This window comes from Enterococcus sp. AZ071, assembly GCF_050499065.1.
Lineage (GTDB): Bacteria > Bacillota > Bacilli > Lactobacillales > Enterococcaceae > Enterococcus_A > Enterococcus_A ferrettii.
In genome coordinates this window covers 936488-952208 of sequence record NZ_JBIPAS010000001.1, presented here as the reverse complement: position 1 = coordinate 952208, position 15721 = coordinate 936488, and the positions used below count along the sequence as shown (strand labels likewise).

The window sequence follows — 15721 nt, the reverse complement described above, 5'->3', positions numbered from 1 at the left end:
GTGGTGAAATGATCCTATCAAGTTTGAAGAACATTGGAAAAGTAGTGCTTATTTTATTTCTAACTACCTTTATTCCATTTTTCCTTTTAACTTTTTTATCAAATGACCCTGCAGAGGTGGCTTTGCGTGTCCAGGAGATCACCCCAACCGAACAAAACGTAAGGCAAAAGCGGCACGAATTAGGATTGGATGCACCATTCTTTACGCGCTACATTCATTGGGTAGAGAAGGTTCTTAAAGGTGAATTTGGAACGAGTTATGCGACCGGGAAAAGTGTTAGTAAAATGATTGTGGAAGCATTCCCCTATACTCTTTTCCTAACCGCAATAACTCTGCTTTTCATTTTTATTACATGCCTAGTTCTAGGGATTTTAGCGGCGAGTTTTTACAATCATTGGATTGAAAGATTCTTTCGTATCTTAACATTTGTTTTAAATGCAATTCCTTCATTTTGGTTAGCAATTCTATTGATCTCCTTTTTTTCAGTGGAATTAAATTGGTTTCCGACAGGTGGCTATACCGGGTTATTATCAGTCGTTCTACCTGCACTTACGTTGTCTTTGGTTTACTCAAGTTCCTATATTCGATTGATTCGAAAAGATTTGATTCAAAATAGACAATTACCATATGTTGCTTACTACCAGGTGAGAGGTTTTTCACAGAAAAAAATTACAAAGCATCTATTAAAAAACTCTATACGATCTTCTATTGTTTCTTTTAGTGTAAGTATTCCTAAATTGATTGCCGGCAGTGTAATCATAGAAAGTGTTTTTGCTTGGCCTGGCATGGGATTTCTTTGTATAACAGCCATTCACAATCGTGATTTGCCTGTATTACAAGCGTATATCGTGATCATGTCGTTATTTTTCATTGTTAGCAGTTTGCTGATTGATTCGTTAACTAAGCGAATTGATCCACGATTAAAAGAAAGAGAGAACCAATGAAGTTAATTAGACAGATAGCAAATGATAAATTAGTCACTATTTCCTTTGTATTTTTAATTGTCTTGTTTACGAGTACTATTTTTGCAAATATTCTAGCTCCTTACGATCCGAATAAGCAAGATATTATGAATAAATTGGCTTCTCCGAGTTGGAACCATTGGTTAGGAACGGATCAATTAGGTCGTGATATTTTTTCCCGCCTCCTTTATGGTGGCAGAGTGACAATTCTTTTGTCGTTCGTAATCATTCTACTAATTCTCATTGCTGGATTCATTTTTGGTAGTTTAGCAGGGATGGCAGGTGGGTCAATTGATGCAATCATCATGAGAACTTGTGATTGGTTACTCTCTTTGCCAAGTGAAATGATTTCTTTATGTATTATTGGTATCTTGGGACCGAGTATGCTAACAATCGTCTTGGCGCTAACCATTGTTCGATGGCCCTGGTATATTAAAATGATTCGTTCAGAAGTTATGAAAGAGAAAGGTAAAAATTACGTACTGTTCTCTTTAAGCTCTGGAAAAAATAAGTATTGGGTTTTCAAAAAACATATGCTGCGATCTTTAATTTACTCGTTGATTATTTACTCAACACTGGATATGAGTGCAGTTGTAATGAGTATAAGTGCGCTTTCTTTTTTAGGTATTGGGATTCAACCACCTACTGCTGAGTGGGGTCGCATGTTGAATGATGCAAGAGAAGTTGCTGTCGTAGAGCCTTGGCAAATGATTCCAGCAGGGGCAATAATATTTATCGTAGTAGCTATGCTCAACTATATTGGAGATGCACTAATAGAGACGATGCAGGAAAAGAATTGAGGAATTTGAAGGACAATGGAAAAAATATTGTTTGTAGATCAATTAACCATTAAAGAAAAAGAAACAAAGAAGCATGTGTTATCGAATGTCACATTTGATGTAAAAAATAATTCTTGTTTAGGGATTTTTGGTCCAAGCGGCAGTGGAAAAACAACATTACTAACGACCATCATGCAGATTTGTCATCCTTCTTTACAGACTACAGGTGAGATACGGTACGTTACAAACACGGGCGTAGAACAAATCATTCAAACAAAAGATGAAACGAATAAAAAAATTAAATTAAGTTATGATTTCTCTTTTATTCCTCAAAATGCAATAGAAGCTTTTGATCCAATTGAAAAAATGGGCAAGCAATTAGAAGAAACGTTTACCGAAAATCAATTGGACAAAGTGCAGGCCAAGCAACGAATCAGCACGTTGTTAAAAAAAATGGAGCTTCCAGAAAGTATTTTAACAAAATATCCTTTTCAATTGTCAGGTGGTACATTGCAACGTTGCGCCATAGGACTCGCGATTGAAATGAGAACAAAGGTGATTATTGCAGATGAACCAACAAGTTCATTAGATAGCTTAAATAAAAAAAAGATTGTGGATCTTTTGTTCGAATTAAAAAAAAATAATCAAACAACTATCTTAATAGCCACACATGACATAGAAATTTTAGACTTTTTATCGGATGAAGTGTTGGTGATGGTCGATGGTAAGAAAGTCGAACAGAAGGAAACGAATCCGTTAGATGAAAATGATCAAACTTATTTAGGGGCAATCCGCAAGAAAAATAGAAAAATCAGCGCCCCGTTTTGGAGACTAAAAAATGAAAAAATGGCTCGAAGTTGAACATATTTCAAAAACTTTTTACAAAAAAAATAACTGGTTCAAAAAAAAACAATATGAGGGCGGGATAAAGGATATCTCTTTTTCAGCTTCTGAATCGATTATAGGAATTTTAGGTGAGAGCGGTAGCGGTAAAACTACTTTAGTTAAAGTGATTGCTGGAATCGAAAAATCAGATAAAACGTCTGGACGGATTCGTTTTATGGACACGAAAGAAACGACCAAAAATCATGTAAGCTTGATATTTCAGGATTATACAACAGCGATTAATCCAGAATTTACTATCGAGGAAGCTTTATTGGAATCATTAGAACCGATAAAAAATAAAGCTGAAGCACTTGAAAAGATCATTAGCATGTTGGAAAGAGTGGGTTTATCCGAAGAATATCTGTCGAATAAAGCAACGAACCTGAGTGGAGGACAAATTCAGCGGGTTTGTATCGCAAGGAGTCTTTTATCAGATGCAAATGTATTGATTTTTGATGAAGCATTCAGTTCGTTAGACTTATTGACGACTGATCGCTTACTTGATTTACTACTACAGTTAAAACAAGAACTTGATTTACACTATATTTTTGTTACGCATAATTTAAAACTTGCAACTTATTTTTGTGAGGAAGTCATTTTTCTTAAAGAGGGACAAATGGTTGAAGCTATCACCATACAAGAGTTGATGTCAACTACCTCATCTTATGTTCAAGAATTAATTGATGCACAAGTTTGATTCTTCAAATAAAGATCATCAAGAAGATTTAAAGCAGAGCCTTAAGAAATGAACAGAAAAATCTGAATATTCATATAAATTATTTTTAAGAAGGGAAGACGTTTTTATGTCAAATGCAATAAACACAGGAGATACAGCCTTTATCATTTTATGTACTGCGATGGTTTGTCTAATGACACCAGGCTTGGCTTTTTTCTACGGTGGGCTATCAAGAAAAAACAATATTTTAGTAATTATGGGACAATCATTCCTATCAGTAGGGATTACCACTTTGATGTGGGTATTTGGTGGTTTTGGATTAGCGTTTGGTTCCGATATTCATGGCATAATTGGAAACCCAGCAAATTTTTTCTTAATGAAAAACGTTGGCACGCTCGCTAACTTATTACACGGAGCTACCATTCCATTTATCATGTTTTTCGCTTTTCAGATGATGTTTTGTGTCATTACAGTTCCTTTAATGACAGGAGCTTTCGCCGACCGTTTGACAATGAGAGGCTATATTTTATTGTTGATCGCATGGAATCTATTAATCTATTTCCCTGTATGTCATTGGGTATGGGGAGGCGGCTTCTTAGCTAATTTCAATTTTAAAGATTTTGCTGGTGGTACCGTAATCCACACCACAGCTGGTTTCGGTTCTCTTGCAACAATTCTTTATTTGGGTCAAAGAAAATTATCAGAAAAACAAAAAAATCAACACAATAATCTGATGGTTGCTGCTATTGGAACAGGCTTGTTATGGTTTGGCTGGTTCGGTTTTAATTCGGGGGGTGCATTGCGAGCTAATTTACAAGCTGTAAATGCGTTTGTTTCAACTTTTATTGCATTAGCAACAGCACTAACCGTATGGATTATAGTAGCAAAGGTAAAAAAAGGATACTATGATTTTGTTGACATTTTGACCGGATCAATCGCTGGTCTAGCAACAATCACTCCTTGTGCAGGATACGTAAAACCACCTCAAGCATTATTGATTGGAGTCATCGCAGGAATTGTTTGTAACATTGCAGTAGATTTCCGTAAGAAAAAAGGTTGGGATGATGCATTAGATGTGTGGGGGGTTCATGGAATTGGCGGCTTCACAGGGACAATTCTGATTGGCTTTTTTGGAACAGGGGCTTCTTTAGCTACTGTTGAAGGAATGCATGGTTTGCTTGTTCAAATTTTAGGTGTTTGCTTTGTTGCTTTGTATTCATTTGTGATGACAAGAGGCATTTTGATTCTTATCTCCAAAGTAGTTAGAATAGAAACAACAGAGGAAGAACAAAAAATCGGTTTAGATAAACAATTTTTTCATCAAAATACATATGATGAATAACTATTCCAGTTGAAATTTTAGTTTTTCCAGATAATTTTAATATACTATATGTCAAAGTTATCTGGAAAAACTCATTTAAAAATGTGCAATATATGACTATTTTAGTTCTGAAGAAGACTTTCACCAATACAGCAAGAATTAAGGGAAACAGACATGAGAAAAGAGCACTTCGCAGATTTCAATAGAGAAATGGTTTGCGACTTAATCATCCCATTTCGATTAGATCATTTTATTGGTTGATAAAGAATAAAAAACTAAGCATTCATAGAAAAAAACTAAAGATGTAAATGCTGGATTAATATTTGCAGCATTTTAGATGCTAATTGCTTTAGAAAATGGTTATGGGAAATATTTGTACGATAGAAAGAAACACTATAAAATTATAGGAAAAACGACCAATGAAGTAGAATGTAGTCAAAAAACTAAGCATTTCAGTCCTAGTTTCCAACCACTTAACTTTGTATAATGTATATTATGTAAACTAAAATAAAAATCTAATAATATTACTCAAATTGTATCAAATCCCTAGCTGATCAGTGTTTTTACAGCCTTTAGCATTTAACAGCATTAAATCAATCCAAATTATGCATTCTTCTCCTAATTTAGACCAAAAACTCTAAAGAAATGTTTTCGCAGCATTCCTTTAGAGTTTTTGTTGTCAGTTTAACTTTAGCTCTTGATCATTAATCTTAACTGCTTTAACAGTATCCAAATCTATCAATCCAAACTGCCATTCATAGTAATCATTTTCTTGTTGATATTCAAGGTTTATTTCTTTGGTCGTACCATCTTTCAGCATAATTTCTACTGCTGCATCATTTAAAGCTTCAACATGATTGAAACTTAGTGAAATTGGTGATAATCGAATATTCTGTAGTCGGATTTGCTGCCCATTAATGGTTACAGCTTGATCTGCTAATTCCTTCGCCGGTAATTGTTTAGGTTCTTCAAGTTGAATTGCCCAATTTCCTTTTTGATGAGTTTGTGATTCAAAGCCTTCAACTTGTAAATCATAATCAACTAAGTCTTTTTTATCAATTTCGAATAGATGTTCGCTATAATCTGATCGGCCGGTTTCGTTGTTGTGAGTTCCAGCATCAACGCTGAAGGAAGCGATTTCTGATAAAACTTTACCGTTTGTACGATTTTTTAGGCTAATAAACGTTGCTGAACCGACTGTATTGATTTCTTTGGTCTGCAAATGTAGTAACCCGTCCTTAAAGCCTACTGCTGATACGGCAGCGTATTTACCTAGTTCTATCAGGTTTTCTGCTGGGACCAAGTACGTTTTGGCTAGTTCGTCAAAATCTAACGATAGACGTTCCATCGCTTTAGGGTCATCCCCCCCGCCAAAACCTTCTGTTGCTGCTCTTTTTTTCCAATTATCTGACTGAGGAATTTCTTGCCAAGGAACAGAATAGGTTTCTTGGAAGTCTTCTCTATGACTAGTAAAACTTTCCAAGAAATAGCCGGGCTTAATCCCTTCATCCCATTCAACAGCTTGTGTAAGCAGTGTAGCAGTTTTAGTAGTTTGGTCATAATCAACAACACGGCTGTTTCCCCCATTTAACATTTGCCAGCTTTCGAGCTGGGTGTCATCAGCTAAGCGATTGCCAGTTAAATCAGTCAACTGAGACATAAAGTAAGTTGTATTGCCATCTTTAAAGGAACTAATTGCTTTTAATCGAAGACCTTGGTCCTCTACTTTTTGCTCAAGACGATCTGAATTGGCTAGTAATACTTCGATTTCAGAACCAAAATGTTTTTGATAAATCAGCCGTAATTCATCTCGAAAAGTAAAGGCAGTTAAAAACATTATGCTGGCTGCCGCGATTGCAAAGACGGCAATTCGTTTAGAGGAAGATCTTTTTCTCGGCTTAAGCGATTTCTTATTGTGGAATTGCTTTTTTATATTTTCGGTGTTGTTTCCTGTAAAGGGTACTTCTGAATAGTCTAGAAAATCATCTAACTGATCATCAGTTAAGTATTCAAATGGATGTTTTTCTTTACTCATAGCTGTTCACCTCGTTAATGAAATTTTGATAGTCTAGAAACTCCTGCAGTTTTTTCTTTCCACGGTACAAGCGATTGTCGATTTCTTTGCTGGATAAGCCTAATTGTGTTTGAATTTCACTAGGTTTCATTTCGTAGAAAAAGCGCATAATTAAAATTCTGCGGGTAGGCTCATCTAGCTTCATTACAGCATCGTATAAATCCTGCCAAGCAAGCTCTTCCTCTTTTGTTGATATTTCTGCTAAATAAATTTCGTTAATCTCATCAAGATCTTCATGGTGATGCCGGCGTTTTGCTTTTAGTTTGTTTAAGGCTAAGCTTTTAGTCATGATGACTAGATAACTCTTAAGACTGCCTTTTTTAGGATTATATTTTTCTGGCTGCTGCCAAAGACGTAAAAATACATCACTAATGACTTCTTCTATATCCATTTGCTGATTGGAATTTTTAACAGTTAATATGGTTGCCCCCACTGCCCATAATAATTTGCTGTATTGGTTGATAAGCTGATCAAAAAACTGATCATCGCCGGCAATCAACTTCTTTTTCATTTCCTCGTTGGTCATTGCTAACCTCCCCTTCACTAACAATACAATCCAATTGATTAAAATTCCTCAGCTAGAATGAAAAAACGCTCTTTAAACAAAAGATGATATGCTACCCCTAACTAGGACAAAGAAACAATTAAATCTTAGTTAGGAGTTTTTAATATGGGAAAAAGAAGAATGAAAGGTCATCCAGAAGAACGTGTAGCTATAGTTGAACAGTGTTTGAATGGAAAGATGAGTAGCAGCCAAGCCGCACACGAAGCTCATGTAAACAGATCGACAATCGAGAGATGGTGCACTCTCTATGAAAATGAAGGCCCGACTGGATTGCTCGCTGCCAAGAAAAATAAGCATTATTCTAAAGAACTAAAATTGACAGCTGTTCAGGATTACTTAGCTGGTAATGGAAGTCTTGATCAAGTTGCTCAAAAATATGGTTTAAGAAGTGAAAAGCAACTTCGAGACTGGATTAAGCGATATAATACTCATGGAGACTTCAGATCAGAAAGTGGTGGAAGTAACGTGAGACAAACAAAAAAATTTAGTTTAGAAGAACGTGTAGAAATGGTCCTCTATTGTATTGCCAATGAGTATGATTACAGTGGTACCGCTGTTAAGTACCAAGTGAACTATGCTAATTTATATTAATGGGTCAAACGATATGAAGAAAAAGGCAAAGCTGGCTTAGAAGATCGGCGAGGTCGACGAAAAGCCCAACAGATTAGTCGAACACCTGAAGAAGAAGCACAAATTAGGATCGCCCAGCTAGAAGAACAAGTGAAGTACCAACAGATGGAGATCGATCTATTAAAAAAAGTAAAGGAATTAGAAAGAAGGGATCGCTAGGACAAGTCAGAAAAATCGTCGTTTATGAAGCCATCAAAGAACTCCACGAGGAAAAAGGCTATGCGATTCTTCCAATGTGTAAGTTCATGCAGGTGACCCGCTCTGCCTATCTTCGTTGGATCGACCATCCGTATAGTGAACGAACGTTGGAAAATATGGAATTAGCCAAAGTGATCCGGACAATCCATGACGAGCATCCAGAAAAGGGCTATCGCAGTATCAATGATACATTGAACCGTGAGCACGCTATTCATGTCAATGATAAACGCGTCTTAAGGATCTGTCGACACGAAGGCATTCAATCGACCATTAAGCATTCAACCAACAGTATCACGAAACGCTCCAGCCGACCGTATCATACGGTCGAAAATATCTTAGATCGCGAATTTACTGCGGAGGCCCCGAATCAAAAATGGCTGACAGATGTCACGGAATTCAAATATTATGTGGGACCAAAAGTTCAAAAGCTTTACCTCAGCGCTATTTTGGATCTTTATGATCGTCGAATCGTTTCATACGTGATTCGAGATACGAATGATCTAACGCTTGTTTTCGACACCTTCGATCAAGCTGTCGCCCTAGAGCCGGATGCCCATCCGCTTTTTCATAGTGATCGCGGCTTTCAATATACTCATGTGAATTTTTACAAGAGAATCGTTACAGCAGAAATGACGCAAAGCATGTCGCAAGCGGGAAAATGTATTGATAATGGCCCAATGGAAGGATTTTGGGGGATTATCAAACGCGAACAGTATTACGGCAAAAAGTTTACAAGTCGCTCTGAGCTAGTCACAATGATCGACTCTTATATCAACTACTATAACAATGGTCGTTATCAACGAAAACTACACATCTTAACACCAATGGAATATCACAACCAATACTACGAAGCTGCCTGATGATGGTTTAGTCACTTCTTTAAATAGGTAAAAGCCGCTCTTCGCAAAGCGAAAAGCAGCTCATCAAATTTTTAAATATTTCATTGTCCTATTGACGGGGGGCCTACCAAGATGTCTAATGAGCGTTCAACTAATCTTTTATTTTGTTTTAGCGGTAACATTTAATCAACAATCTTAATTCCTAATCCAGCTGCGATAATCAATGCTTGTTCTTGATTAACAATTAAATCCTTTATTCGATCCTGGGAAAGCATAATTCGTTCAAACTCATTACTTGATAGGTCTAAACCAGACATTTTCGTGTTTATCCAATTGCTATTGGTTAATTCGTTATGCTCTAAAAATAAGTGCTTCCAGGTAGACTCAAAAAATTCACTATCGTTTAACTGACAATGATCAAACTGAACATTTTTCAAATTGGTTGCACTAAACGAAGCAAAATTACTAACGCAGTTGGTGAAACGACAATCTCTCAAATAACTTTCAGCAAAATTGGTTCCAGTCAGCTTACATTGATCAAAAACCACCTGATGAAAGCTGCCACCGATCCAGTCCAGATTAGACAAATCACATTTCTCAAAAACGACATTGCTGCATTCGACGCGTTCTAAACGTGTCCGTTGCATAGTTACTTTCTTCATCCTCGAAGCGCGAATCATTAAATTTTGAGCAGTCAAATAGCTATAATCCATCTCGTTGATTTCAATACCTTCGAAAGTAGCTTCGTCTTCTAAGTAGAAATCATTTGTAAAATGTCCAGGTAAAATCGGCTGAGCTGGTCGGTTCTTTTTCATGTCAGTTCTCCTTCTAATAGTCCGTAAATAAAGGTATCTTGCCAGATTGGCAAGTTGTTGGTGATTTAATTTAAAATAGGTATTACTTCTCAAGTAACCTTCACGAGTGAATCCGATCGATTCACCATGCTGCCCCTTTTTCCACGTACTTGTTCAGTATACCAGTTCTTTTTGTTCACTGAAATCTATTTTCACATGTCCAAGTGATAAAGGTGTTGGTTCTCCAGTCATAAGATTTTGTTTCCTTGGTATTAAATCCATCATCAGTTTTTGATCCATTTGCTGAGCTGAAAAGCTTTTAGTTTTATTCAGAGTAAAACCTCCTGAAGCAAATTCATCTGTTTCCAGCTGATTATGAATAATCGTTTGTTCTAAAGCAGCGTAATACTCACTTCTTTATGCACCTTTATGATGAAAAACTTCTAAACGAACACCATTTGGATCTTCAAAAAAGACTGCGTAATAATTGGGAGCAATCTTATCATAATAACGAGCTTCGTCGTGTAAAATATTGACGTCTAACTGGCTAAGAGCCGTGTAAAAGTCGTTAACTGCTTGCTTTGATTCAGCCGCGAAAGCCAAATGCTGAATAGCCTTGGGCGTACGAACATCAATAGTAATGTCTCTTAACTCTTTTTTTGGTGAACAAATTGCGAAATCGAAGCCTTCGTGCATATACTCAACTACTGACATGTCCATATGAGGCAAATCACCTTTATACTTAGTGGTAATATCCCAGCCAAGAATTGTAAAGAGCTGATCGTAAAACTTTTCAGAAACAGATATGTCTTCAACTGTAATGTGTAAATGGTGAAACCGATACTTCATCGCTAACGCCCCTTTCTTAATCAACTACCCAATAGCTTTTGCCATCCTTTGTCCGATTCATAAAACCATATTCAATTAAATACCGTCGCAAAGTTACATAGTCATCATTGACTAACTGCAGAATGTCATTCACGGCCGTTTCAGAGTAATTTTTACTGGCGTCAAAATGCTCGATAATTTTAGTTAGTACGATCACTTTACGTTTTTCTTTGCTTGGCAAAGAGCTTAAACGCCCATCATCAGTAAAATAAGTCGCTAATACCTTATTCCGTTCTGCCGGTGTAATATGATAGCGTTCATCAATCATGCGCGCTCCCCGATGAGGCGGAATAAAGGGTTCATCATTCAGCAAACTCATAATGCTCAGAAAAACTTTGGCTTGCTTTTCCTTTTCTCTTAGCTTAAACCGATGATTTCTAACAGTGGATGTAGAAATCCCTAAACGTTGTGCGATTACCGGGTCGCTTAAACGGCGAGCAAACAACTCTAATATTTCTTGCTGAACTTCACTCAACCCGCTGATTTCTTTGCGCTGCGCAATTAAGGAACCTAATGCTCCAACATGTTTTGTATTCAAATGCTGGAGCATCGCTCGTTGAGCCGTAGCTTGTCGATCCTCAACTGGATAGATGTAACCGTCCTCATATTGCTGGTCACAATAGAGACAAGCAAATATTCCGTCATGGTAGCGATAACCCTTCTGATAGTCCTCAATTGTTTCATCCATAGTATTTCCAGCTCTTTTCACCCTTTTGTTTACATAAATGCTAACATAGATATATTTCGTTTGCAAATACACTAACAAAAATGCTAACAAGCATTTGCGTGTCGTGATTATAAAATGTGTGTCATACTTAAGAAAAAGAAAGAGGTGATCAGATGACCTCAGTAATGTGGTTTCGTCGTGATTTGCGTTTAGAGGACAATACAGCTTTATACCATGCCTTTGAAGATTCTGATGAGGTAATTTTACTGTTTCAGGTAAATCCCGAGCAATTCCTGAAAGATAGTGCCAACCAACATGCTTTTTTCGCAAGTGTGGCTCATTTTCAGGCAGCAGTAAATAAAAAGCTGCATCTGCAAATTTTATATGGTGATTTAGAAGAAAGCTTCAGTAAGTTAAAGGAAAATCTAGAGAATTGGGATCGTATTTATTTCAATTATGATGAGCGAGGCTTTGGAGCTGAACGTGACCAGAAAATGCGAGATTTTTTTAAGAAAAACAATATTGTAGTGCATGATTACATGGATCACCATTTACACGGGGCTAAAGAAATCAAGAATCAAAGTGGAGATCCTTATAAAGTGTATACTCCTTACTACAATCAATGGAAGCAATTAGCTAAACCAACGCCGGTCAAAGTAAAGCTGTCTTCAGAAAAGGTTGTAAAGGATAGCTTGTTTGCTGAGGATGAGAAAAAATTCGAGGAATTGTGCAAAGATCTTCCAGATAAGTCCTTTTATAAATTAGGATCAAAAGCTGCCAAACAACAATTGGAGCATTTCCTTTTAGAAGACGTTGTTGATTATACGAAAGCGCGGGATATTCCGGCACAGGACCGAACCAGCCGCCTCTCCCCTTATCTACGCACTGGTGAGATTTCGATTCGAACAGTTTGGCAGCAGCTGCAAGAAACTGAGAACAGCGCTGGCAAGCAAACCTTCGAAAAGGAATTATGCTGGCGTGATTTCTACAATATGATTTATGCCGTTAATCCAAAGCAAAAGCAGCAACCGATTCAAACTAATTTTCAATTCATTCAGTGGAGTGATAACCAAGATCATTTAAAAAAATGGCAGGAAGGAAAAACTGGGTATCCAATTGTCGATGCTGCGATGAGACAGTTAAATCAAACTGGCTGGATGCATAATCGACTGAGGATGATCGTGGCTTCTTTTTTAACGAAAGACTTGTTAATTGATTGGCGTGAAGGAGAAAAATACTTCCAGAAAAGTTTAATTGACTATGATCCTGCCAGCAACATCGGCGGTTGGCAATGGGGCGCCTCTACTGGCACTGATGCAGTTCCTTATTTTCGGATTTTTAATCCAACGACTCAATCTGAAAGATTTGATGCTTCAGGAGATTTCATTCGTAAGTATGTTCCAGAATTAAAGGATTTGCCGAAGAAGTTTATTCATCAGCCCGACAAAATGTCAGAGGATGAGCAAGCTGAGTATGGTGTTTTATTGGGTGAAGATTATCCTAGTCCTATTGTTAATCATAAGGAAGCTCGTCGCAAAGCCCTATCAGCCTATGAAGGCAGCCGAGAGTTCGCTAAAGAAGTACCTGAATCTGATGAAGACTAAAACAGGCCGCTAAATTCAAATATTGAATTCAGCGGCTTTTATAAACCATTAATTCAGTTGGATACCCAACTTCAATCAATTCTTTGCGAGGTGTGAAACCGACGTTGAGCAGACGTTGTCTTTCACCAATGTCTAATTTATCTTTCGCTCTAAAGGTGGTGGTTGATAAGTTTTTTTGGTCAAAGATTGTTAAGGCTAGAAGTTGCTTTAATAAGCGTTCCTCAATATCTTCATCCCATAGAAATGGTAAGGAAGATAAACCATCTATCCGATTGTTGGCTTGGTCATAGATTAATAACCCGGTTATCAGTTCTCTTGAGACTGCTACCCAGACATGCTCCTTTTTTATTCGCTGATTGACTGCGTAATAGAAACTTCGCTCTTCGTAATAAGGAAAGGCCCATTGGATATGTTCCATATAATCAGCTAATTTGGATAGTTCTTCCATTCTTGCCAAACGAATAATACTCTTGCTTGGAAATTGATAAAGCAGTCGGTTACTAGCTCCAACCAAACCAAAAATTCTTTTTTGCCGCCGAAACTGGCTGGGAGAAACCTTGTATATTTCCTTGAAGGCTTTGGTAAAAGATTGCTGGTTTTGATAACCACTGATCAAAGCAATAGCAATAATAGATCGATTGCTTTTCAACAAACACTGCGCTGCTTCATGCAGGCGGCGCTTTTTTATATAATCGTATATGCTCCAGTTGGTAGCTACTGAAAATTCATGCTGCAAGTGATGCTTAGAGTAATGCAACTGCTGGGCCATAATTTCTAACGATATGGGCTGATCTAAATGTTCATCAACATATTGTTCAATAGTAGTAATCAGTTTACTCAAGAGGCACCTCCTTCTATCAAAATCAGCTGATGAATTGCACGAGTGGTAGCGACAAATAATTGCTGATGGCCAGCTCGACCCGCAAAATTATCCACTTGGCTGTCTAATACAATTACTGCATCAAACTCTAATCCTTTAGCTGTGCCGACACCACACAAATAAATCCCCACTTTGTCAAGAGTCTGGTTGTTGTCCTGCAGTAAAGTAATAGAAATCGAATCCTTTAGACGATCATACCAGTTTTGTGCCTGATGTGTGTTTTTCGTAATTAAGGCAATTGTTTGGAAATTGGAAGTTAACATCCTCACCTGCTTTTTTATTACTGCCAATCGATTGCTGTCTTCAATTTGCAATACTACAGGATCTGCTCCGTGGCGAATAACTGGTTCAATCAACTGATCTTGAATTAATCCTTTGGCAAAATTCATAATTTCGAAGGTTGAACGATAGCTCTTAGTTAGCTGCACTAAGTTGGCGTCCGAAAAAATCTGCTGAAGTTGGGAAAGATTCATAAAATTAGTTACTGTTATTTGCTGTGTATAATCGCCGACTAATAATTTTTGGCAAGGGAATAAATCCTTGATCACTCTCAGCTGCATCATCGTGTAATCCTGTATTTCATCAATCACCACATATTTGTTTTCTTCAAAGGTTAGTGTCTGATCAAAAAAGGATTGAATATGAGCTAGTGGAAACAAATCAGAGTAGCAATAGCTTTTAAGTGGTTGAATGTCTTGATCACTTAAAAAAGCGTCATAAATAGCAGCGCTAGAGCGATAGTTTAAGCATTGGATCAGCTTCTTCTTTAATTGATTCTTTGTAGGCAGTCGCTTTGGTCGAAACGGCTTATTCTTAACTTCTTCTATTATATCATTGGCAATCATCTCGAGACGTATAACAATTGGCTGCCGCCGATAGGCCTGAAATCGTCTATTTAAATAATCGGGAGGAAATTCATAGCTGCCAACTTCCAGCAATTCTGCTTCGAAAATCGTTTGTTCCATCTTGTATAAAAAGTTCTGCAGATCTTTGACACTTTTTGATGTAGCCAAATAGCTGATTTGAGCAGGCAGCTGGTCTGCTATCGCCAACTCGGTTTCTTCCAATCGAGAGATCGTCGCTTTCTGCTTAGTTAACTGCTCCATCAGCAAATCAATACTCCATTCATTCACTGGTTCTTCGCCGAGCTCGGGTAACACTTCAGAAATATAGCTGCCAAATACACGATTCGGAGATAAAATCGTAATTTGATCGGAAGAGAGTCGTTCTCGCTCCTGATACAAAAGAAAAGCTATCCGATGTAAAGCAATCGATGTTTTGCCTGAACCAGCTACACCATGGACAATTAAATCTTTGTGATTAGTGGACCGGATAATTTGACTCTGCTCTTTTTGAATTGTGCTGATAATCGTAGACATTCGCCCACTTTGTTGGTTACTCAGTTCCTTTTGCAAAATGTCGTCAAAAATAGTTGTGTGCGTATCTAATACATAGTTAAGTTCACCCGCTACAAATTTCAGTTGCCGTTTTCCAGTAATAGCTCCCTTAACTAAACCGTTAGGAGCCTCATAATAAGCAGCACCAAAGTCAAAATCATAAAAAAGGCTGGCAATCGGTGCTCGCCAGTCGTAAATCAGCAGCTGGTTTTGTTCGTTTGAAAAGGAAAAGCGTCCAATGTATAAGGCGTCAGCCTTTGTTTCACCATCAAAAAGAAAATCAACTCGAGTAAAATAGGGATTGGATAATTGTTTTTGCAGCTTTTCTAACTGCTGGAACTTAATTGAACTAGCTAAAATTTGCTGCTCCTGCAGACGAACATTAGTAAACATCTCATGAGGATCAATCTCTCCTTTGTAGTTAACCAGATATGTCTGAAACTGCTGTAGTTCCTCAGTAGCTGAATTCAAGGAGCCAGTTAATTGTTTTTGCTGAGTCAGCATTTGCTGTTTAATCTGCTCCCAATTTTTTTGTTCTTCCTTTTCAATTGCATTCATGATC

15 protein-coding genes are annotated in these 15721 nt (G+C 37.4%); 8 read left to right on the top strand and 7 right to left on the bottom strand.

From position 1 onward, the window contains the following. The first annotated feature begins 8 nt into the window (after positions 1–8). From IGI49_RS04635 to IGI49_RS04615, 5 genes are all read left to right on the top strand, one after another. The gene (locus IGI49_RS04635) at positions 9–944 is read left to right on the top strand and encodes an ABC transporter permease (RefSeq protein WP_429963561.1); all 936 of its coding nucleotides are present in this window, start codon (positions 9–11) and stop codon (positions 942–944) included. Beyond that, positions 941–1762 (top strand): ABC transporter permease, encoded by an 822-nt coding sequence (locus IGI49_RS04630; protein ID WP_207704893.1) that lies wholly within the window; start codon positions 941–943, stop codon positions 1760–1762. The genes IGI49_RS04635 and IGI49_RS04630 overlap by 4 nt, the downstream gene beginning before the upstream one ends. 15 nt (positions 1763–1777) lie before the next feature. Beyond that, the gene (locus tag IGI49_RS04625) at positions 1778–2602 is read left to right on the top strand and encodes an ATP-binding cassette domain-containing protein (protein ID WP_429963560.1); all 825 of its coding nucleotides are present in this window, start codon (positions 1778–1780) and stop codon (positions 2600–2602) included. After that, the gene (locus tag IGI49_RS04620; protein WP_429963559.1) at positions 2580–3323 is read left to right on the top strand and encodes an ABC transporter ATP-binding protein; all 744 of its coding nucleotides are present in this window, start codon (positions 2580–2582) and stop codon (positions 3321–3323) included. Before IGI49_RS04625 ends, IGI49_RS04620 begins: the two co-directional genes overlap by 23 nt. A 106-nt stretch (positions 3324–3429) precedes the next feature. After that, the gene (locus IGI49_RS04615; protein ID WP_429963558.1) at positions 3430–4644 is read left to right on the top strand and encodes an ammonium transporter; all 1215 of its coding nucleotides are present in this window, start codon (positions 3430–3432) and stop codon (positions 4642–4644) included. Between the two features lie 658 nt (positions 4645–5302). Here IGI49_RS04615 and IGI49_RS04610 read toward each other — a convergent pair. Both IGI49_RS04610 and IGI49_RS04605 read right to left on the bottom strand, forming a co-directional pair. After that, positions 5303–6658, bottom strand: a complete 1356-nt coding sequence (locus IGI49_RS04610; protein WP_429963557.1) for a hypothetical protein — start codon at positions 6656–6658, stop codon at positions 5303–5305. Further along, entirely contained in the window at positions 6651–7223 is a 573-nt protein-coding gene (locus tag IGI49_RS04605; protein ID WP_429963556.1) for an RNA polymerase sigma factor, read from the bottom strand. Before IGI49_RS04605 ends, IGI49_RS04610 begins: the two co-directional genes overlap by 8 nt. A gap of 144 nt (positions 7224–7367) precedes the next feature. Between IGI49_RS04605 and IGI49_RS04600 the strand changes: the two genes are divergently transcribed. Beyond that, entirely contained in the window at positions 7368–7853 is a 486-nt protein-coding gene (locus IGI49_RS04600; RefSeq protein ID WP_429963555.1) for a transposase, read from the top strand. Positions 7854–8011: 158 nt separating this feature from the next. After that, the gene (locus tag IGI49_RS04595; protein ID WP_429964966.1) at positions 8012–8950 is read left to right on the top strand and encodes an IS3 family transposase; all 939 of its coding nucleotides are present in this window, start codon (positions 8012–8014) and stop codon (positions 8948–8950) included. A 161-nt stretch (positions 8951–9111) separates the two neighbouring features. Here the strand turns inward: IGI49_RS04595 and IGI49_RS04590 are convergent, their stop codons facing one another. From IGI49_RS04590 to IGI49_RS04580, 3 genes are all read right to left on the bottom strand, one after another. Next, positions 9112–9744 (bottom strand): pentapeptide repeat-containing protein, encoded by a 633-nt coding sequence (locus tag IGI49_RS04590; RefSeq protein WP_429963554.1) that lies wholly within the window; start codon positions 9742–9744, stop codon positions 9112–9114. 396 nt (positions 9745–10140) lie between these two features. Then, positions 10141–10572 (bottom strand): VOC family protein, encoded by a 432-nt coding sequence (locus tag IGI49_RS04585; protein ID WP_429963553.1) that lies wholly within the window; start codon positions 10570–10572, stop codon positions 10141–10143. Positions 10573–10588: 16 nt separating this feature from the next. Then, positions 10589–11299, bottom strand: coding sequence for a DUF2087 domain-containing protein (locus IGI49_RS04580; RefSeq protein WP_429963552.1), 711 nt, complete (start codon positions 11297–11299; stop codon positions 10589–10591). A gap of 152 nt (positions 11300–11451) precedes the next feature. Between IGI49_RS04580 and IGI49_RS04575 the strand changes: the two genes are divergently transcribed. Further along, entirely contained in the window at positions 11452–12882 is a 1431-nt protein-coding gene (locus tag IGI49_RS04575; protein WP_429963551.1) for a cryptochrome/photolyase family protein, read from the top strand. A 28-nt stretch (positions 12883–12910) separates the two neighbouring features. Here the strand turns inward: IGI49_RS04575 and IGI49_RS04570 are convergent, their stop codons facing one another. Then, complete coding sequence (locus IGI49_RS04570) at positions 12911–13723, bottom strand: helix-turn-helix transcriptional regulator (protein WP_429963550.1); 813 nt, start codon at positions 13721–13723, stop codon at positions 12911–12913. Further along, positions 13720–15717 carry a HelD family protein gene (locus tag IGI49_RS04565; protein ID WP_429963549.1) on the bottom strand — a complete coding sequence of 666 codons (1998 nt, stop codon included), beginning with the start codon at positions 15715–15717 and terminating at the stop codon, positions 13720–13722. Before IGI49_RS04565 ends, IGI49_RS04570 begins: the two co-directional genes overlap by 4 nt. Positions 15718–15721: the final 4 nt, after the last annotated feature.